The following is a 20,351-nucleotide window of genomic DNA, read 5'->3' on the forward strand; positions in this document are numbered from 1 at the left end:
CTCAGCCGAAGTAGGCGACGGCGTTGCGGAAGAGCTTGATCCCTTCGCCTTCGCCGCGGAGTTTGCGGCGGGTCCACTGCGGATGCTGGGTGGCGAAGAGGAAGCGTTCCGGGTGGGGCATGAGGCCGAGGATGCGGCCGGTCGGGTCGCTGAGGCCGGCGATGTTTGCCAGGGAGCCGTTCGGGTTGACGGGGTAGGGGAGGAGCTCGTCTTCGCCGGAGGTGGGGTCGCCGCTGCAGTAGCGGAGGGCGACCTGGTCTTCGCGCTTCCAGCCGCTGAGGACTTCGGGGGAGCGGGTGACGATGCGGCCTTCGGCGTGGGCGATCGGGAGCTCGATGCTTTCGATCCCCTTGAGGAAGACGCTTTTGGAGGAGGCGGTCCGGAGGCGGACCCAGAGGGCGGTGTATTTGCCGTTCTGGTTCCAGGTGAGGGTGGCGTCCGGTTGTTCTTTGGGGGGCCAGGTGGCGGCGCCGCCGGGGAGGATGCCGGACTTCATCAGGACCTGGAAGCCGTTGCAGATGCCGAGGGCGAGGGTGTCGCGCGAGAGGAATTCGCGGATGGTGTCGCCGAGGCGGTTCTGGAGTTCGGCTCCGAAGACGACGCCGGCGCCGAGGTCGTCGCCGTAGCTGAATCCGCCGGGGATGCAGAGGGCCTGGAAGTCTTTGAGGAGTCCGGGGTTTTCGAGCAGCCGGAAGAGGTGGATCCGTTCGGCCGTGCCGCCGCAAGTGTCGAAGGCGTGGGCGGTTTCGACGTCGCAGTTGGTTCCGGGGGCTCGAAGGACGCAGATGCGCGGGCTGGCCATGATTGGCGGGGATCCTGGGCAATTTCGGACGGGGCGGGCCATTATAGGTGTCTGGGCCGCAGCGTCGACGGTGTGGAACCGTCCCTGCCGGCGCGGCTCCGGTAGCTCCAACCCAACGTGCCACGGCAGCCGGGGTCAAGGGGCCAAAGAAACAACACAGGCCCCCTTGCCGCCGGAGGCGCTTCCATGAGGAACCGTGGTGAGCAACGGACGCCCGCTTTGTGAGGCCAGCGGGTTGGTGTGGGGGCATACGGCGCGATGTCCGCGTTTGGACACGTTCTCCTTCAGGCATCTCTCGACGGCCAGGCCTCCGGCGGGCAAAGGGGCGTTGCCCCTCTGCACTCCCCACCAGGGTGCCCCTGGACCCGGTGCATTGGCCCAGCACCAGATCGCCCGTCCCCCTCTACCTTCAGCCTTCCGCCTTAAGTCTTCCCCCTCCGCGCAGCGCCATCACTCCGCCTGCTGAAACTGAACCGGAGCCGCCGCCGGACGCGGATAATGCAACACCGCACCCGGATTCCGCTGCAACGTCGCCTCCCGATACACATCCACCCGACCACCCTCCGGCAACAGGTCCCCGGGAGGAATCGGGAACACACCCAGACTCACATGACTCTTCAAATCGAAACTCGGCACAGCCCCCTTCGGCTTCTCCTTCCGCCGATCGATGTACTGATACGTCACCTTGTTCGACCAGGCCACAATCGTGTACCGCGGCTGCGGCGGAATCGGAAACCGCTCCACCTGCTCCACCAAAGTCCCCAACGGACCCGGCGCTAAATACACCTCCTCCAACGTCCCCCCCGAATCCCGCTCAAACGCCACCGGAGACGACGCACCCGCAGGAATCCGAACCTCCGGCGGCGCCATCGGCACCGCCTGATCGACCACCTGCACAATCAGCTCGTCCGGCCCCGAGTTGTCCAGCGAGACCCGCGCCGGCGGCAGCGGCGGATTCGGGATCACCCGCCGGCTGACCAGCTGCGGCGTAAAGGCCAACCCCGGGACGAGGAAATAACTCGTCCACTTCCCGGCCGCCAAGGCGCTCGCGATGAGATGCCCGTGAATGTCAGTCGTAAAGAACGTCATCGAGGCCGGATCAAACAACACCGGAGCCCCCGAGACGAACCCCGCACTGATCACCGTCGGCACCCACATCCCCGCCGGCGTGTAGTTCCAGACATACCAGTTGCCATCCGTCCCGATCGCCGACGCCAGCGGCCCCTCCGGAGCCATCCCGACCGCGACCGGCGCCCCCGGAGACAGCCGCGTCGAAGTCACCGCGTCACTGCTCCAGCCCCGGACATCCTTCTTCCAGATCGCCAGCTTTCCGGTCCAGTCGACCGCCGCCACCACCACGCCGTTCCCGCCGAGCGCCGGAATCGCCGCGGCCGAGACCGAGGAGCCCGGGACAAACCCCGAACCAACCGGCGTCGCCGGACTCCACCCGCCGGCCCGCACGTACTCGACCAGCGTCCCCTGCTTGTCGACGACGTAGGCGGACGCCCGCGGCCCATCGACGAGCGTCGCGATCGGGGCCCCCGCCGGATACACCCCTTCGTGCGGCTCCACCATCGAGGCCCGGCCACGAAGGACGTCGATCTCCCACACCTTCCCCCGCGCATCGCAGAGCAGCACCCACGTCCCCGCGTCCGTGCGGATCGTGCCGAGGTTGGCCCCCGGCGGGAACTGGACCGTCGCGGCCAGCGTCCGCACCGTCGACCCTCCGGCGATGTCGATCAGGTGGCCATTCGGATCGACGGTCAGGAACCGGGGAGTCGCCCCCGCCGGATCCTCCACGATCGTCAGCGGCGCTCCGGGAACGAGCGGCACTGGAACCTCGAGCTGGTGGTGGGTCCACTTGTCGCGATGGCCGTCGAAGAACAGAAGCTTGCCCGCCGGCGAGATGTGGGCGGTCCAGGTCGCGGTCGGACCGTGAGAGAGCCAAGCGAGCGAACCCGATCCGAGCATGCCGGGGCCGACGACTCCCGCGCCTCCCGGCGCCGCGGCCGGTCCCAGGACCCCGGGCCCTCGCCCCGGCATCGGTCCGGCGGGACGGACCGCCGCGATCTGCTGCCGCCCCGGCCGCCACGCCTTCCCGGCTGCGTCGCCAATGAGCATCGTTCCGGTCCCGCTGATCGGCCAGCGGACCGCCTGCCCCGCGACCGCGGAGAAGAATCCGAGATACCGGCCGTCCGCGGAGTCGAGACGCTGCGCCCGCTCGTAGTCGAAGCGCGTCCCCGCGGCGTCGACGATGACCAGCGTGTCGCGGTCGAGGGTCGCCTGCGAAGCGAGGTCCGGACGCCCCGCGACACTCAGCTCGAACTGCTCCTGGGCCAGAGCATTTCCGCCGCCAAGGAGCAGGCACAGACCCAGGAAAAGCGGAACGCAGCATCGACGCGCGAGCATGACCGACTCCCCAACAGTGGCAACCGCGCCGCGATTATCCCCCCGGCCCAAGACGGCGTAAATGGGAATCGGCGGGCCGAGATTCCGGCCGCGGACCGGATTCGACGGTTTACGCAACCGGGGCGCGAGCGGTAGTCTCCCGGGAACACTTCATCATTACTTCATGTCCGCATCGCCCGTACCCACTCCTCCGCCGAGTCCGGCCACGGCCCAATCCTCCCGCCCGCGGCGGAAACGGATCTGGATCGCCTTGTTGGTCCTGATCGCCCTCGGCGTGACGGCCGTGCTCGCCGGCGTTCCCTGGTGCCAGTCGCGGGCGCTGCAGTCAATGCGACTCGGGAGATTCGACACCGCCGAGCGATGGCTGAATCGCGCCGGCTGGCTCGGACCGCGCGACAGCCGCACCGAGCTGCTGCGGGCCCGGCTCGACCGCAAGCGGGGACAGTTCGAGGCGATGCACAAGCACCTGCGGGACGCGGCGGCGCTTGGGTATCCGCCGTCGCTCGTGGCGGCGGAGCAGCTCCTGGCGGAACTGCAGAGCGGAGGGCTCCCTTCGGTCGATCCCCGTGTCGCGAACCTGTTCGTCCGCGCGGAGATCGAAGGGGACACGCTGGCGGAAGCGTACGTCCTGGGATGCCTGCGGAAGTATGAGTTCCCTCCCGCACTGACCCTCTTGGACAGCTGGGAGACCGACTTCCCCAAGGACCCCCGGCCCAATTTCCTGCGGGGACGAATCCTCGAGCATACGAGCGCGGAGTCGCAGGCCAAGGAAGAGTATCGACGCGCCTCGGTCAAGGCGGGCGGAGTCTTTGCCCCCGCGGAGTACTCGCTGGCGCGGATCGCGTTCGACGGCGGGGATGCGGAGACGGCGCTCGTCCACTCCCGCCGCTGCGCGGAGGGGCTCGACGTTTCCGCCGCGGCCCGGCTGGGGGAAGCGGCCGCGCTGCGGCATCTCGAGCGCTTCGCTGAAGCGGATCAGATCCTCGCGCCGCTGGAGTCGCAGGACCGGGATGCTCTGGCCCAGCAACTCGTCCAGTTGGGCCAGACTGCCGAGGCGGCGGCCGTGGCCTATGAGGCGGAGCGGGGCCGGGTGGCGGCCGGGCTTGAGCGGAACGAAGAGGCGGAACGCTGGCTGAAGACGGCGCTCGACGGCAATCCGCACGACTGGAAGCTCCGCTACGTCTACGCCCGGACGTTGTCGCGGCTGGGCCGAACCGCCGAGGCGAAGGCGGACTTCGAGCGGGTGGAGGAGACGGAGAAGGCGGTCGCTGACTGCGATCACTATCTCGAACGGATCCGCAAGAACCCGGCGGACGTGGAAGCGCGATACGAGTTGGGGCGGATCTTTGCGCAGTACATCTCGGAGCGGCAGGCGGAAGCGTGGCTGACTGGCGTCCTTCAGTACGATCCGCAGCATGCGGGGGCTCAGGCGCTTCTGAAGTCGCTGCGGGCGCCGGATGCGAAGGGTCCCGAGCGGAAGTCCGGTGATACGGACCGCTGAGCGACGGGGCAAAAGCGGTCTCGGCGCCCATTTTCACCGGGTCCAGGGGCACCCTGGTGGGGGATGCAAGGGGGCAACGCCCTCTTGCCCGCCGGAGGCCCTCTCGTCGAGAGATGTCTGAAGAAGTTTGTGTCCAGGCGCGGACAGCGTGCCGAATGCCCCCTCACCAACACGCGGGGATTCCGTACTGGGTGCCGGCACGAACGCCGTTCGAGCCAACGGAATGCATTCCCGCTCCCCAACATCCGGCGAATGCACCCCCGTGACATCAACATGCTTTTGATCCGAAGTCGTTGATGGGATTGGATTCCGGTCAGAAAGAAAACCGCCGTTTCTGCCCGATCCTGACCAGTTCTTCACAGACCGCCGCTACAGTTCCCGTGTCCGTTGGAGATGATCCATCCCATCGGATCCCACCTTGTTGGAGCGGTCCGGCGGAAAGGAATCGGCCCGGCTGCCTCCCCCTCCTGAAAGTTGCCCCGTACGCCGCACCGGCTGGCCTCTGGCCGCCACCCCACCTCGGCGTCCCGGGCGTGTTGAATTCCTCCCAGTAGAACTGGCGAGCGAGTTCCCATTTTGGAATTTCGATGTTTCTCCCGTTTCGAGAAGTCGCCCTGATGGGCGGGCTCCTCGCCGTCGCGGTCTACTCCGCCTTTGGTTTTGCTGCACTCGTTGATCAGACGGACCGCGCGAACGCGGCCGCACGACTCAACCCCTCCTGCGTGACGAAGGCCGAACTGCCGACCTGCGCCCAGGACTTCGTGATCCGCTGGGACGAGCAGTTCAAGTGCTCTCACATGCAGGAACGCCAGTCGCCAAGCGGACCGTGGGACCGGATGTCGGGCACCGCTCCGGCCGAAAGCCCGCTGGCTCGAAGCGCCATGGGCAGCCCCGCGGCACGCTGGTGGTCTGTTCACTGAGTTCCCGTCCGCATCGGTCGGTCCCCGAAGGACCACGGCGCGGATGAACTCGGCGGTCGAAAGACACACCGCAAACCTCCCGCCCCTCCCATTGTGCCGGGCCGAAGCTTTACATCGCTCGGCGTGATGGTACGTTGGAGGCCCCCGGAACTGCACGAGGTGCCGACGATGCGACGAGTCTCCTTTGCCCTGGTTCTGCTCGGACTGGCTTCGGTCGGATGGGCTCAGGGCCCGGCCCTCCCGGCCGCGCCGCAGCCGCTGATCGTTCCCCAGACGGAGGTCATTCCGGTTGTGCCGGAGGCTCCGCGGCCCCAGCCGACGCGCTACGAGACCTTGCGGCCCATCGTTCCGCAAGTCGCTCCGTCGCCGTCCTTTCCGCAGCAGTTCGATCCTCCGGGTGGCGTCTCGCTGACGCCGGTCCCGGATGGGACGGTGATTCCTTACGAGCAGGTGTTCGTCTCCCCGCTCCCGGCCCTGCCGCTGTACGACAAGGTCCGGGTCCGCCAGACGCGGAACATGCACCCCCAGGCCGTTCCGAAACTGGTGGCGATCAAGGATCCGTGCTTTGGCGGAGGGTGCGTCTACGTCGAGGTTTGCGTTCCGCCGTGCGGCCGCGAGGAAGTCTGCTGCCTGCGTTGGCGCGACGGAATCCGCCTCGACTACGGCAAGTATTCGGTCGACATCGTCACCACCCGCCGCGGACTGGTCATCGTCGATTACAACGACTGAACGCCATCCAGCAAAAACATCCGATTCGTCACGAACACCCGGGACCCGTCCCGGGTTATTTTTTTGCCCGTGCGAAGCCGGCGCCCCCGCCCTCACCCCCCCGCCTGGCCCGTTCGAGCCGTTCGTCGTGAAGTTCACCGGCAACATCTGCCGACACTTGACGATGACGAACTGGACAGATAAGGTGATCCCGATTCGTCCGGGGAAACCCCTGCGCGCACAACTTTCCCCCCACCCCGCGCTCAGCCCTCCACCCAGGTCCGCCCCTGCGGGCCACCCTCCTGAATTGATTGAGGCCACTCCATGTTGAAGTCTCATGAATTGGGTTGTACGCCGCAGCATTTCAAGCGGCTCTCCCGCCGCGGGTTCCTCCAGATCGGCATGCTCGCCGGGACCACGCTGACGCTGCCGCGGCTCCTCGAAATGGAAGCGCGGGCGGACCTCAAGAAGTATTCGAACTTCGAGGGGAAGGCGAAGTCGATCATCCACATCTATCTCCCGGGCGGGATGGCCCACCAGGAGTCGTTCGATCCGAAGCCCTACGCTCCGATCGAATACCGCGGGGAGATGAAGCAGGTCCAGACGAACGTCGACGGCGTCCTCTTCGGTGAGACGCTGGCCAAGACCGCCCAGATCGCCAACCGGATGACGATCGTCCGGTCTATGACGCACGGCGAAGCGGCCCACGAGCGCGGCACGCACAACATGTTCACGGGCTACCGCCCCAGCCCCGCCCTGCAATTCCCGAGCATCGGCTCGGTGATCTCGCACGAGTTCGGCTCGCGGAACAACCTGCCGCCGTACGTCTGCATCCCGAACATGCCGAACATTTACGCCGGCAGCGGCTACCTGAGCTCGGCCTTCGCGCCGTTCAGCCTCGGCAGCGACCCGGCCGACGGCGGCTTCAAGGTCCGCGACCTGAACCTCCCCGGCGGCGTCGATGACAGCCGGTTCGCCACCCGCCGTTCGGCGCTGGAAGCGGTCAACGCCCACTTCGTCCAGAAGGAGAAGTCGGACAAGATCAGCGCCATGAACAGCTTCTACGACAGCGCCTACAGCCTCATCAGCTCGCCGCAGGCCCGCGAAGCGTTCAACCTGGAAGCCGAGCCCGCCGCTCTCCGCGACGAATACGGCCGCAACACCGCCGGCGCCCGGATGCTCCTCTCCCGCCGTCTCGTCGAAGCGGGTGTCCGCCTGGTCAACCTGACCTACGGCGGCTGGGACATGCACGACAACATCGTCGCCGGCTTCCGCAACCAGATGCCGCAGTTCGATCAGGCCTTCACCCGCCTGATCCTCGACCTGGAGCAGCGGGGCCTGCTCGACAGCACGCTCGTCATGGTCTCGTCCGAGTTCGGCCGGACGCCGAAGATCAACGGGACCGCCGGCCGCGACCACTGGCCGAAGGTCTTCAGCGTCGCCCTCGCCGGGGGCGGGATCAAGAAGGGCTTCGTGTACGGCACGTCGAACCCGACCGCCAGCGAGCCGGATGAAAACCCGCTCGGCATCGAGGACCTGTTCACGACCGTTTACCACTGCCTGGGGGTCGTTGCCGACAAGGAGCTCATGGCTCCCGGCGACCGCCCGATCGAGATCGTCGACGGCGGCAAGGTCGTCAACGAACTCCTGGCCTGAGAGATCGATCGACTCTCCAAGTCCCAAAGGATGCCCGGCGTCTCTTTGGGATTTGGAGTTTTCGCCTGTCTGGCGTTTAGACTGACTGTTCGGCATCGCCATCTCAGGACGAGGTGAGACGAAACGCTCCAGGGAGGGACCGGTCCGGCACGCGCCGGCTCGGATGCGTTTCTGTCCAGGCTTCCTCGTTTGCTGAGCCGCCAAGGCGGCTCCGCGAAATTCCCACCTTGCGACGGGGCGTCTGCCTGCCTGCTCCGTCTCGACAATCAGTTTTCAGGGGGATCGGATGCTCTCATTCGTCCGTCGCTGCCTGTTCCTCGCCGGAACCTCGCTTGCTCTCGTTTCGGCCTTCTCGGCTTCGGCCCACGCCGTGACCCCCCGGCTCGAAAACCTGATGCCGCACGGCGTCCAGCGGGGAGTCGAGACCGAAGTGACTCTCTTCGGCAGCAACTTCGACGATGCCCAGGAACTGCTGATCTACGACCAGGGGATCCAGGTCACCGCCTTCGAGCCGACTCAGGACGAGAAGCAGAAGGGGAAGCAGATCAAGGTCAAGCTCAAGGTCGATCCGAGCGCCCCGCTGGGCTCGCACCGCGTCCGCGTCCGAACGGCGACCGGCCTGTCGAACCTCGAGAACATCTACGTCGGCCCGCTGCCGGTCGTCGAGGAGAAGGAGCCGAACTCCGAGTTCGCCACCCCGCAGGCGATCAGCAACGACGTCTGCCTCCACGGCCGCGTCGACAGTGAAGACGTCGACTACTACGTGGTCGAAGCCAAAAAAGGGGAGCGGCTCACCGCCGAAGTCTACGGCATCCGCCTCGGCTATTCCTCGCGGGGGAATTTCTTCGATCCCTACGTGGCGATCCTGAACGCCGAGCGGTTCGAGCTCTCGGCCAATGACGACGATGCCCTCGTCTACAACGACAGCATCGCTTCGATCATCGTCCCCGAGGATGGCAAGTACATCATCCAGATCCGGGACGCCGCCTACACGGGCGACGGCCGGGCCTACTACCTGCTGAACGTCGGAAAGTTCCCGCGGCCGCGGGGGATTGTCCCCAGCGGCGGCAAGCCGGGCGAAAAGTTGGCGGTCAAGTTTCTGGGCGATGTCGCCGGGGAATTCGTGCAGGAGTTCCAGCTCCCCGCCGCGCCGAGCGATCGCTACGAGCTCAATGTCCAGGACGGCGCCGGGCTCGCTCCCTCCGCGCACCTCTTCCGCGTCTCGGAGCTGACGAACATCATCGAGCAGGAGCCGAATGAGGCGACCGCCCAGATCACGACCGCGTCCGTTCCGGCGCCGGTCGCCTTCAACGGCTGTCTCGACAAGCCGGGGGACCAGGACTACTTCAAGTTCACCGCCACCAAGGGGCAGGTCTTCGACGTCGAGCTCTACGGCCGGCGCCTCCGGTCGGCGATCGACGGCGTCCTGTACGTCTGCAACAAGGACGGCGGCGGGATGGCGAGCAACGACGACAGCCGCGGGCCGGATAGCTACATCCGCTGGACCTGCCCGAACGATGGCGAGTATTCGATCCTCGTCCACGACCACCTCCGCGGCGGCGGCCCCTCCTACACCTATCGCGTTGAGATGACTCCGGTCGCTCCGCAGGTGATCGCGTCGACCGTTGACTTCGAGCGGTATGTCCAGCCGCAGCTCATCGTCCCCCAGGGGGGCGGGGTCGGCGTCCAGGTGACCGTGACCCGCCAGGACGTCGGCGGACCGATCGCCTTCCGCAGCGAAGACCTCCCGGCCGGCGTGAGCATCGAGTGCCCCGAGATGTGGCGCGGCGGCGGCACGATGCCGGTCGTCCTGTATGCCGCGCCCGACGCGCCGGTCGCGGGCAAGTTCTCGAAGATCCTGGCCCACACGGCCGATCCCGCCAAGCCCGACCTGAAGGTCGAAGGGCCGCTCATGCAGCAGGTCCTGATGGTCCTCGGCCAGAACCAGCAGAACGTGTGGCGGGAAGAGCAGCTCCGGCTGCCGGTCGTCGTGACTGAGCCGCTGCCGTTCAAGATCACGGTCGAGGCTCCCAAGACACCGATCGTCCGGGGGGGCTCGCTGAACCTCAAGGTCAAGGCGGAACGGCTGGCGGAGTTCAAAGGTCCGATCCGCATCCTGCTCCTTCAGAACCCTCCGGGGATCAGCTCGAGCGGCTCGGTCGACATCAAGGAGAACGAGACCGAGGCAGTCATTCCGCTGAACTGCAACGGCAACGGAGCGGTCGGCGTCTGGCCGATCGCGATCCGGGCCCAGGCCGACATCTCGGAGAACCCGGAGATGAACCGCCGCCGCCGCGGACAGGGGCGGGTCGAGACCTGCACGCCGTTCGTCCCGCTGGCGATCGAAGAGGAGTATGTGAAATTCGAGCTCTCCCAGGCGGCGGTCGAGCAGGGTAAGGAAGCGGCCATGCTGGCCAAGGTCACGAAGCGGAAGGACTTCGAAGGGGAAGCGGTCGCGACGCTCGTCGGACTGCCGGCCAACTCGACCGCCGAACCGCTCAAGATGACCAAGGAGACGACCGAGCTGACCTTCACGATCAAGGCGGCTGCCAATACCCCTCCCGGCAACAACCAGAACCTGTTCTGCCAGCTCCTGATCCCGGAGGCGGGCGAGCAGGTGGTCCACAACATCGGCAAGGGACGGCTGCGGGTCGATACGCCGCCGCCCCCCAAGCCGAACGCCCCCCCGCCGATGCCGATGGCGGCGGCCCCTCCCCCGATGCCCATGCCGCAGGCGGCTCCGCCGAAGCCGCTTTCCCGACTGGAACAGCTCCGGCTGGAGCAGAAGCAGAAGGAAGAGGCCGAGAAGGCGGCGGCAGCAGCTCCAGCCGCGCCTCCGGCACCCGCCGCAGCGCCCGCGGCTCCGGCTGCTCCCCCAGCGGCCCCGGCCGCACCTCCGGCCGCGCCTCCCGCCCCTGGAACATAACGTCGCTCAGGTTTCCGGCCGGAGGATCGTTCCTCCCGGATCACGCCGAACCTCAGAACACGTCCCGATCGGTCGATTCAGTCCGAGAACGATATGAGCACACGTCTGTCCTTCCCGTTCGTCACCGCCTGCTCGCTGCTGGCGTCCGCCGCCTCCGTTGCGTTCGGCGCGGACCTGGCCGAGCTGCGGGTCAGCCCCACGACCGTCAACCTGACGACGTCGCATGACCGCCAGGGGGTGGTCGTCCAGGCGGTCTTCACCGACGGGATCACCCGCGACGTCACGGCGACCTCGAACTGGGCCATCGCGCAGGACGGCGTCGTCCGCCGCGACGGCAACATGCTGTTCCCGGTGACGGACGGCGCGACCGAGCTCAAAGTCGAGTTCAGCGGCAAGACGCTCAGCGTTCCGATCAAGGTCGAGCGGGCGGCCGAAGTGAAGCCGGTCAGCTTCAAGCTCGACGTCATGCCGGTCTTCATGAAGGCGGGCTGCAACACCGGAAGCTGCCACGGCGCGGCCCGCGGCAAGGACGGGTTCCGCCTCTCGTTGTTCGGCTACGATCCCGACGGGGACCAGCACCGCATCACCCGGGAGCTCCCCGGCCGCCGCGTCGACCTCGCCATTCCGGAGTCGAGCCTCCTGATCGAGAAAGCGGTCGGGGACGTCCCCCACACCGGCGGCAAGCGGTATGAGAAGACGAGCGAGCTGAACCAGCTCATGGTGAAGTGGATCGCCTCCGGCACCCCGCAGGATCCGGCCGACATCCCGACCTGCACGGGCCTGGAGCTTTATCCCCCGAACGCCGTCCTCGACGGCGAAGGGGAGACGCAGAAGGTGACGGTCCGCGCGACCTACTCCGACGGGACGGACCGCGACGTCACCCACCTGGCCCTGTTCCTCACGAACAACGAGACTTCCGCCGCCATCTCGCCCGAAGGGGTCGTCACCGCGGGGGCCCGAGGCGAGGCCTTCGTCATGGCCCGCTTCTCGACCTTTACGGTCGGGAGCCAGTACATCGTCCTTCCGAAGGGGCTGCAGTACCAGGAGCAGCCGTTCGAGCCGGCGAACTACGTGGACCAGTTCGTCTCGGCCAAGCTCAAGAAGCTTCGCATCCATCCGTCGGGACAGTGCACCGACGAAGAGTTCATCCGCCGGATCTACATCGACCTCGTCGGCGTCCTGCCGACGAAGGACGAGTACGCCGGGTTCATGAACGACGGCGACGCGAACAAGCGGGCCAAGAAGATCGAGGAGCTGCTCGGCCGCAAGGAGTTCACGGAGCTGTGGGTCTCCAAGTGGGCCGAGATCCTGATGATGCGGTCCTCGAACGAGGTCTCGTACAAGTCGATCGTCCTGTACTACCAGTGGCTGAGCGACCAGATCGCCAACAACGTGCCGCTGGACAAGATGGTCCAGAACCTCCTCTCGTCGAGCGGGGGGACGTTCAAGGTCCCGCAGACGAACTTCTACCAGATCGAGCGGGACCGGCTGAAGCTGGCCGAGAACGTCGCCCAGATGTTCATGGGGATGCGGATCCAGTGCGCCCAGTGTCACAACCATCCGTTCGACCGCTGGACCCAGGACGACTACTACAACTTCGCCTCCTTCTTCTCGCAGGTCGGCCGCAAGGCGGGTGAAGACAGCCGCGAGCAGATCATCTTCAACGCCGGCGGCGGCGAAGTCCCCCATCCGGTGACCGGCAAGAACGCGGTCCCGCACTTCCTGGGGGGCGGCAAGGCGGAGATCAAGCCGGGTGAAGACCGGCGGGTGATCCTGGCCAAATGGCTCGCCTCGCCGCAGAACCCGTACTTCGCCAAGAACTTCGCGAACCGCGTCTGGCAGCACTTCTTCGGCATCGGGATCGTCGAGGAGATCGACGACGTCCGGATCTCGAACCCGGAATCGAATCCGGAACTGCTCGAGGCGATGGCCAGGAAGCTCACCGAGACCAATTACGACTTCAAGGGGCTGGTCCGCGACATCTGCAACTCGAAGACCTACCAGCGGTCGACGCAGCGGAATGAAAGCAACCTGACCGACGAGCGGAACTTCGCCCACCAGACGATCCGCCGGATCAAGGCGGAGTCGATGCTCGACATCATCAGCCAGGTGACGAACACGAAGGACAAGTTCCGCGGTCTCCCCCGCGGCGCCCGGGCGGTCCAGATCGCCGACGGCGCGACGAGCGACTACTTCCTGACGACCTTCGGCCGCGCCACCCGCGAGACCGCCTGCTCCTGCGAGGTCAAGATGGAGCCGACCCTCTCGCAGGCCCTGCACCTCATGAACGGCGACCTCGTGAACGCCAAGATGCAGCAGGGGGGGATCGTGAAGTCGGTCATTGACCAGAAGCTGACGCCGGAGCAGACGATCGAACAGCTCTACGTCACCTGCCTCGTCCGCAAGCCGACCGATGCGGAGATGAACGCCCTCAAGCCGCTGCTCGCGGAGGGGACCGACAAGAACAAGGGGGTCGAAGACATCTTCTGGGCCCTCCTGAACTGCCGCGAGTTCCTGTTCAACCACTGATGAGGCGGAAGGATTCCGGAGAGGGGATTCAGGCCGAACGCCCATCCTTTCTCCTGGATCCCGAATCCTCGTCCCCCCTCCCCTCCCGCCTGCCGCACTGGTCTTTCTGAGACTTCCGATGCTTCGCACCGCGACCATGGCCTTCCTCACGCTCGCGCTTCCCGCCGCTTCGCTGCTGGCCCAGGACAAGCCGGCGGAGAAGGTGACGTTCAACGACCACGTCCTGCCGATCTTCCGCGCCCGCTGCGGCTCCTGCCACAACGGGAACGACAAGAAGGGTGGGCTGGTGGTCGACAACTACCAGGCGCTCATGACGGGCGGGAGCTCGGGGACGGTCGTCGAAGGGGGAGACGCCGGCTCCAGCTATCTGTGGAGCCTGATCAATCACGAGTCCGAACCGAAGATGCCGCCGAACGCGGCGAAGCTCCCGGACAACGAGCTGGCGACGATCAAGAAGTGGATCGACGGCGGGATCCTGGAGACGAGCGGCAGCACCGCCACGATCAAGAAGACGATGTCGGTCGCCAAGATCGAGGTCACCGGGCAGCGGCCGGCGGTCGTCGCCATGCCGCAGCGGTACCTCGGTGACCCGCAGGTCCAGAGCCCGACCGTCAATGCCGTGACGGCTCTCGCCTGCAGCCCGTGGGCCTCGCTGGGCGCGGTCTCCGGACACAAGCAGGTGACCCTCTTCAATACGCAGACGGCGGAAGTCCTCGGCGTCCTTCCCTACCCGGAAGGGCAGCCCCACATCCTCAAGTTCAGCCGCACCGGAGACCTGCTGCTGGTCGGCGGGGGTCGCGGCGGAGCGGCCGGGAAAGTGGTCGTCTACGACGTCAAGACGGGCGAGCGGAAGATCGAGGTCGGCGACGAGTACGACGCCGTCCTGGGAGCGGACATCAGCCCCAACCAGCAGCTCATCGCGCTCGGCGGCCCCAAGAAGATCCTCCGCGTCTATTCGACGGCGACCGGGGAGCTCCTCTTTGAGCAGAAGAAGCACACCGACTGGGTCACGGCGATCGAGTTCAGCCCGGACGGCGTCCTCCTGGCCTCGGGGGACCGGGCCAACGGCTTGCTCGTGTGGGAGTCCGACACCGGCAAGGAGTTCTACAACCTCGTCGGCCACCAGGGATCGGTCAACGACGTCAGCTGGCGTCCGGACAGCAATGCCCTGGCCTCGGCTAGCGAAGACAACACGATCCGCCTGTGGGAGATGAACAACGGGACCGAGATCAAGAAGTGGAACGCCCACGGGGGCTGCGCGGCGGTCGACTACACCCGCGACGGCCGGCTTGTCTCGACCGGCCGCGACCGGGTCGTCCGGCTGTGGAACGGCGACGGGGGCCAGCTCAAGGAGTTCGGCGGGATGACCGACCTGGGGCTCGAGGTCGCCTATGACAACGAGACGAACTTCGTCCTCGGCGGCGATTGGAGCGGGATGGTCCGGATCTGGAACACCGCAGACGGGGCGCTCCTGCACCAGATCAACACGAACCCGCCGACTCTTGACTCGCAGATCGCGGCCGTCACGCAGGCGATGAACGCGGCCAACGGTCAGGCTGAGCAGCAGGCGGCGCAGCTGGCGGGCCTCCAGAAGGTGCTGACCGATCGCAAGACGGTCGCCGACCAGGCGACGGCGCAGATGAACGCCGCCAACGAGGCGACGAAGAAGGCGACGGACGGCAAGACCGCGGCCGAGAAGGCGCTGGCGGAGAAGACCGTTGCGCTCCAGCAGGCCGAGGCGGCCCTGAAGCAGGCGGAGCAGACTCTGGCGGCGGCTAAGGCGGCCTATGAGAAGGCGATGACCGATCAGCAGACGGTGGCCGTCGCGAAGGATGGCGTCGCCAAGATGACCGCCGACGCCACGACCGTCACGCAGCAGGCCCAGGCGGCGGAGAAGCTGGCCCAGGAGAACGCCGCCAAGGCGAAGGCCGCAGCGGACAAGGCGGTCGCCGAAGCGCCCGCGAAGCCGGAGGAGACGAAGGCGATGCAGGACATCACCGCCGCCCTCCAGACGACCCAGCAGAAGGCGGCGGCGGTCAAGGCCCAGCTCGAACGCCTCAACGCCGCGAAGGCCCAGGTCGGTGCCCAGGCCTCCGCACAGAAGTAGGGGAAGTTGTCAGGTTTGAGTTGTCAGTTTTCAGTCAGAGAGAACGAATGCATCCTCTGACTGAAAACGGATGACTGACGACTTCTTTACTCTCCGCGTTACTTGAAGTGCATTTCCATTCCGACGGTCAGCCCCTGGATCAGCAGGTTGTCGCTGCTGCCTGTGGCGGTGATGCCGGGCGGGTTCGCCGGGCCGGTGTCGTTGTAGTACGCCACCTGCGTCGCCCGGGCGATGTTGTCCACCAGGACGAGGTTGTATCCCACCGTCAGGTTGACGTACTCCGTCAGCCGGATCTTGGCATTCACCCCGAGGTCCATACCGGGCAGGAACTTGTGCCGGTCATACCGGGAGAAGGTCTCGCCGTCGTCGATGACCGGAGTGAAGCTCGAGTCCCGCAGGTTGTTGGTGTAGACCCCGGCGGAGTAGTTGTTGACCCCCAGGATCGCCTTGGGTTCCACGCCGAACGTGACCCACGGCGACTGCCACTGGAACCGGAAGCCGAACTGCGTCGCGTAGATGTGGTTCACGACCGACGAGTTGATGTTGCTGATGATCGGCGTCGCGAAGCGTCCCGCCAGCCCGTCGATGTCGTAGCGGTTGTCGAACAGGCCGGTCTGGTTGAAGTACTCGTTGTAGTTGATGTACCGGAAGCCGATCGTCGGCTCGACCGACCACGGATACGGGGTCGACATCACCTTGTAGTAGTAGTTGACGTCGCCCGACCAGACGCGGTTCTTGTAGGTTGCCCGGTATTCGTCGTAGAGGATCACGAGGTTGCCGGGGATCCCGTCGGACAGCAGGCTGGTGGCGATGAACGCCGGCCGCGGATCGGCAAAAGGAACCCCGAGCGCCGGGTCAGGCCGGACGAGATTGGCGGCGTCGAACTTGATGTTGCTGTCTTCGAGGATCCAGAAGGTCGACTCGATCGACCCGCCGTAGAACGGCAGGCTGACGTTCCCCTTCAGGCCGTCCTGGCGGTTCCAGTCACCGAGGTTCGAGGTGTCCGGAACGAAGGCCGAGTCGATCCGCGGCGGGAGCGGGACGGTGAAGTCCGGCAGAAAGACGTCGAACGGCTGGTTCGGATCGGGAACGTTGGCCAGCGGAGCTCCAAAGAGGGCCCGGCTCGGTCCGCTCACCGTCCAGTTGATGTATTCCAGCGAGAACCGGATTCCGCGGATCTCCTCGCGGATCGTCAGGTCGAGCGCGGAGTCAAAGTCGTAGAAGAAGCCCCGGTCGCGGACCGGCGGGAGCAGCTCCGGATCGTACTGGAGGCCCGGCTCCTCCCAGCCGCGATGGGTATGGTGCGGTGGGACCTGCCAGCCGTTGGGAGGAATATACGACGGATCTCCGTAAACCCCGTACGGGGGCGCCATCTGCTGAGCGGATCCCGTCGTGGCGACAAGGAAACAGCTCAGGAAGCTTCCCCAGATCATTGAGCAACGGATCATCGGAATCCTTCCCTTCATCCGCACGATCGCCGGTTCATCCCCGCCGGTCCGGTCCGTCCATGCGGAGGCCGAACGGGGGCGAGGGCGCCGGTCGTACGTCGTTTATCGGTCCTGCCGGCGGATGGGGTTGGGGAAAATATTCCGAAAAATCCGGTCGCACGACGGGTTCGGCGGGCAGTCCGGCCGGGACTGCCGATTGCCGCTGAGGCAATCCCCCGGAAATGCCGGGAATTCGGAGGACGACTTTGCTCGCCGGAGACCGTATGCTCATAGGACCGGACATCGGACCAGACCGGTTCCTCCTCCTGGCAGGCCAAGTTTTTCCGAGTCCCCGGACGTGGGGGAGGACGGAGAGGGACCGCCAGAGGGCCGTTTGGCGGGAGCGAAGGGGCGATCGAGCGGACACCATCAGAAAAGCGCAACGTACCGCTGGCGGGAAACGCTGCTTAAACTGATGATGCCCTCACGATCGTCCGCCGAGCGCCTCGGGAGCCGGGCGAACTTGAGACGTTGACGGGAGATGCGAACGGAGATGGCCCCAGATCGCCGGCCGGGTGTGTCCCGGTCAGCACCTCCGGTCTCCCACCCCCGGTCGCAGCCCCCGTGCCAGCCTGATTTTCCGGCCTTCGGAGCCCCGCCTCTCCCCCTTCAATGCGATGAGCGAGCAACGCAAGATCGGTCCCTTTATCCTCGACAGCGAACTCGGCCGGGGAGGCATGGGGACGGTCTGGCTGGCGACCTACGTCAAGACCGGGCAGAAAGTCGCTCTCAAGGAGCTCGCGGACTCCTTCTCCGGCGACCATAAGGTCGCCAAGCGCTTTGAGCGGGAGATGGAGATCCTGCAGAAGCTCCGGCACCCGAACATCGTCCGGTACTACGGCGGGGTTTCGACCGGGACGCAGCAGTTCTACGCCATGGAGCTGGTGACCGGCGGCACCGTCGACGACCAGCTCCGCAAGAAAAAGCAGCTCACCTGGCAGGAGGCGATCGACTACGGCATCCAGCTCGCCAAGGCCCTCGAGCATGCCCACGGCCACAACGTCGTCCACCGCGACCTGAAGCCGGGGAACCTCCTGCTCAACGAGAAGGGGGTCCTCAAGCTGAGCGACTTCGGGGTCGCCCGCGACGCCGACGCCACCCAGCTCACACAGGCAGGCAAGACGCTCGGCACGATGGCCTACATGGCCCCCGAGCAGATCACTGGCAAGTCGCCGATCACGCGGAAGACCGACCTGTACGCCTTCGGCTGCGTCATGTTCCAGATGCTGGCCGGGCGGACTCCCTTTGAGTCGAAGTCGCAGAGCGAACTGCTCTTCAAACACCTCGACGAAGCGCCGCCTTCGGTCCGGGACTTCAACATCGGCTGCCCGCTGGTCCTCGACGAGTTCATCGACGAGCTCCTGGAGAAGGATCCGGACGACCGCCCGCACGACGCTCTCGCCGTCCAGACCCGTCTGGCCGACATCCGGGAGCAGATCGTCGCCGGAGAGGACAAGCTGGCCAAGAAGGCGACGCGGGTCGAGACGCCGGTCAAAGAGAAGACCGCGACGATTCCGATTTTGAATCGCCTGTTCTCCCGGGCCCCCAAGACCGAGGAGTCGGGGAACGCCGAGGGGGCGACGACCGTCTCCAAGAAGAAGAAGGGGAAGAAAGGGAAGAAGGGATCGCAGGACGCGGACGTTCCGTTCTGGGAGCGGACGTGGTTCCTCGCGCTGTGCATGGTGGTCTTCGTCGGCGTCGTCTCGCTGGCCCTTCTCCCCAAGAGCGCCGCGAAGCTGGCGGCGGAGATCGCGCCGGTGATGGCCACCAACGATCCCGCGCAGTGGCTGAACGTGGAGAGCGCGATCGAGATCCTCATCAAACGCTATCCCGATACGCCGGAGGGGAAGCAGGCGATGGAGTGGAGGGACCAGATCGAGACGTACAAGGAGGAGCGGAAGATCGAGAACCGGATCCGCCGCGGCGTCGCGCCCGAGTCGGAAGCGGAACGGCTGTATGTCAGCGCCCTGCAGTACGAGAAGTTCGGCGACCGTGCCTCGGCCCTCGAGAAGTTCGAGTCGATGCAGACCGTGCTCGAGGACAACAAGACGAACCGCCCGTTCCTGAACCTGTCCCGCCGCCAGATCCAGAAGATCAAGGAAACCGCCGGCAGCTCCTCCGACCGGGCGGCCTTCATCAACGAGCAGATCGCCAAGGGGGACGAGGAGTACACGAAGGGGGACACGTTTGCCGCCAAGGACCGGTGGCGGAGCATTGTCGAGCTGTACCGCAACAACGCGGAGCTCAAGCCCCTGGTCGACCGTGCCAGCGACCGGATGTTTGATCCGGAGGAGACGATCAAGAAGGAACGCGACGCGATGAAGTGAGCGGACTGTCCGCCCCTCCTCCTCTGCTTCCCGTGGTCGCCGCTATTCGCGCCCCGGTTCTCCTTCTCCCAGGACCTCTTTAAGCCGGCGGATCGCCCGCAGGTACCGCATTCCGGCCGCCGCCGGCGTGAGGTTCAGCGCCTGGGCGACTTCGCCGTTGCCGAGGTGTTCGGCGTGCCGCATGAGGATGATTTCCCGGTCGTCCTCGTCGAGCAGCGTCAGGGCCTGGTGAAACCGCCGCTCCATTTCGCGGCGGAGCGTGGCCGCGGCGGGGGTCAGGTCCTGGTCCTGGATCTGGGCCATCAGGTCGAGCGACGACTGATCGGGAAAGGCGGCGGCCATGGACTGCTCGAGGTCGACGCTTCGACGCTGGGCATGATGCCGGCGGTGCAGGTCGATGATGCGGTCCTTGGCCATCTGGCGGAGCCAGAGGTGGAACGGCATGTCGGGCTTTTCGAGGTAGGTCCGCATTCGCTGGGCGGCCTCGATCAGGACGTCCTGGACGACGTCGCTGGCGTCGACCCGTCCCTGGATCTGGCGGTCGAGGCGCATTTCGATCATCCGCCGGAGTGCGGGCCGGTGGCGGTCCATGAGGTGGTTCAGCGCGTCGGGTTCGCCGTCCGAGATCTTCTGCAGCAGGGATCCGGTCTGGTGTTCTTCGGGCCACACGCTGCCACCTCGGGATGCGGGACGATGGTGTGAGTGTAGTCGACGCGGTGAGTTGCGAGCGATCTGCCCGTCGCGGGAATGGCCGTTGGCTCGAACCGCGTTCTTGCCGGCACAGCTATGCCACCTCAAGCCCAACCTGCCACGGCAGCCGGGGTCAAGGGGGCAACCCCTTGCCGCCGGAGGCACTTCCATGAGGAACCGTGGGACACAACGAATGTCCGCTTTGTGTGACAGGCGTTGCGGGCTCACCGCTCGCCCTGGAGTCCGCGCGGGTTGGTGAGGGGGCATACGACACGTCGTCCGCGTCTGG

Annotated in this window: 12 protein-coding genes; 8 read left to right on the plus strand and 4 right to left on the minus strand. The window is 66.2% G+C overall.

Going from position 1 to position 20,351, the window contains the following annotated elements; genetic code table 11:
- Nucleotide 1: 1 nt before the first annotated feature.
- A complete protein-coding gene (locus tag VT03_RS15340; protein ID WP_075093782.1) occupies nt 2-802 on the minus strand; it encodes a phosphoribosylformylglycinamidine synthase subunit PurQ in 801 nt (266 codons plus the stop codon).
- 450 nt (nt 803-1,252) lie between these two features.
- Nucleotides 1,253-3,211 carry a hypothetical protein gene (locus VT03_RS15345; protein WP_075093783.1) on the minus strand — a complete coding sequence of 653 codons (1,959 nt, stop codon included), beginning with the start codon at nt 3,209-3,211 and terminating at the stop codon, nt 1,253-1,255.
- 250 nt (nt 3,212-3,461) lie between these two features.
- Here VT03_RS15345 and VT03_RS15350 point away from each other — a divergent pair, with 250 nt between their 5' ends.
- The 7 genes from VT03_RS15350 to VT03_RS15380 all read left to right on the plus strand — a co-directional run bounded on the left by VT03_RS15350 (nt 3,462) and on the right by VT03_RS15380 (nt 15,558).
- Nucleotides 3,462-4,712 (plus strand): tetratricopeptide repeat protein, encoded by a 1,251-nt coding sequence (locus VT03_RS15350; RefSeq protein WP_197489349.1) that lies wholly within the window; start codon nt 3,462-3,464, stop codon nt 4,710-4,712.
- Between the two features lie 587 nt (nt 4,713-5,299).
- Nucleotides 5,300-5,632 carry a hypothetical protein gene (locus VT03_RS15355; RefSeq protein WP_075093785.1) on the plus strand — a complete coding sequence of 111 codons (333 nt, stop codon included), beginning with the start codon at nt 5,300-5,302 and terminating at the stop codon, nt 5,630-5,632.
- Between the two features lie 168 nt (nt 5,633-5,800).
- On the plus strand, nt 5,801-6,361 hold the full coding sequence (locus tag VT03_RS15360; RefSeq protein WP_156514529.1) for a hypothetical protein: 561 nt from the start codon (nt 5,801-5,803) through the stop codon (nt 6,359-6,361).
- Between the two features lie 303 nt (nt 6,362-6,664).
- Nucleotides 6,665-7,996 carry a DUF1501 domain-containing protein gene (locus VT03_RS15365; protein WP_075093787.1) on the plus strand — a complete coding sequence of 444 codons (1,332 nt, stop codon included), beginning with the start codon at nt 6,665-6,667 and terminating at the stop codon, nt 7,994-7,996.
- A gap of 286 nt (nt 7,997-8,282) precedes the next feature.
- Nucleotides 8,283-10,922 carry a pre-peptidase C-terminal domain-containing protein gene (locus VT03_RS15370; RefSeq protein ID WP_075093788.1) on the plus strand — a complete coding sequence of 880 codons (2,640 nt, stop codon included), beginning with the start codon at nt 8,283-8,285 and terminating at the stop codon, nt 10,920-10,922.
- 93 nt (nt 10,923-11,015) lie between these two features.
- Nucleotides 11,016-13,451 (plus strand): DUF1549 and DUF1553 domain-containing protein, encoded by a 2,436-nt coding sequence (locus VT03_RS15375; protein WP_075093789.1) that lies wholly within the window; start codon nt 11,016-11,018, stop codon nt 13,449-13,451.
- A gap of 118 nt (nt 13,452-13,569) precedes the next feature.
- A complete protein-coding gene (locus VT03_RS15380) occupies nt 13,570-15,558 on the plus strand; it encodes a c-type cytochrome domain-containing protein (protein ID WP_075093790.1) in 1,989 nt (662 codons plus the stop codon).
- A 98-nt stretch (nt 15,559-15,656) separates the two neighbouring features.
- Here VT03_RS15380 and VT03_RS15385 read toward each other — a convergent pair whose 3' ends face one another.
- Nucleotides 15,657-17,006 (minus strand): BBP7 family outer membrane beta-barrel protein, encoded by a 1,350-nt coding sequence (locus VT03_RS15385; protein ID WP_197489350.1) that lies wholly within the window; start codon nt 17,004-17,006, stop codon nt 15,657-15,659.
- 656 nt (nt 17,007-17,662) lie between these two features.
- On the opposite strand from VT03_RS15385, the gene VT03_RS15390 reads away from it, so the two are divergent.
- Entirely contained in the window at nt 17,663-19,372 is a 1,710-nt protein-coding gene (locus VT03_RS15390) for a serine/threonine-protein kinase (RefSeq protein ID WP_075093792.1), read from the plus strand.
- A gap of 42 nt (nt 19,373-19,414) precedes the next feature.
- On the opposite strand, the gene VT03_RS15395 is transcribed toward VT03_RS15390, so the two are convergent.
- Entirely contained in the window at nt 19,415-20,041 is a 627-nt protein-coding gene (locus VT03_RS15395) for a sigma-70 family RNA polymerase sigma factor (protein WP_075093793.1), read from the minus strand.
- Between the last annotated feature and the right edge of the window lie 310 nt (nt 20,042-20,351).

Source organism: Planctomyces sp. SH-PL14, from assembly GCF_001610835.1.
Lineage (GTDB): Bacteria > Planctomycetota > Planctomycetia > Planctomycetales > Planctomycetaceae > Planctomyces_A.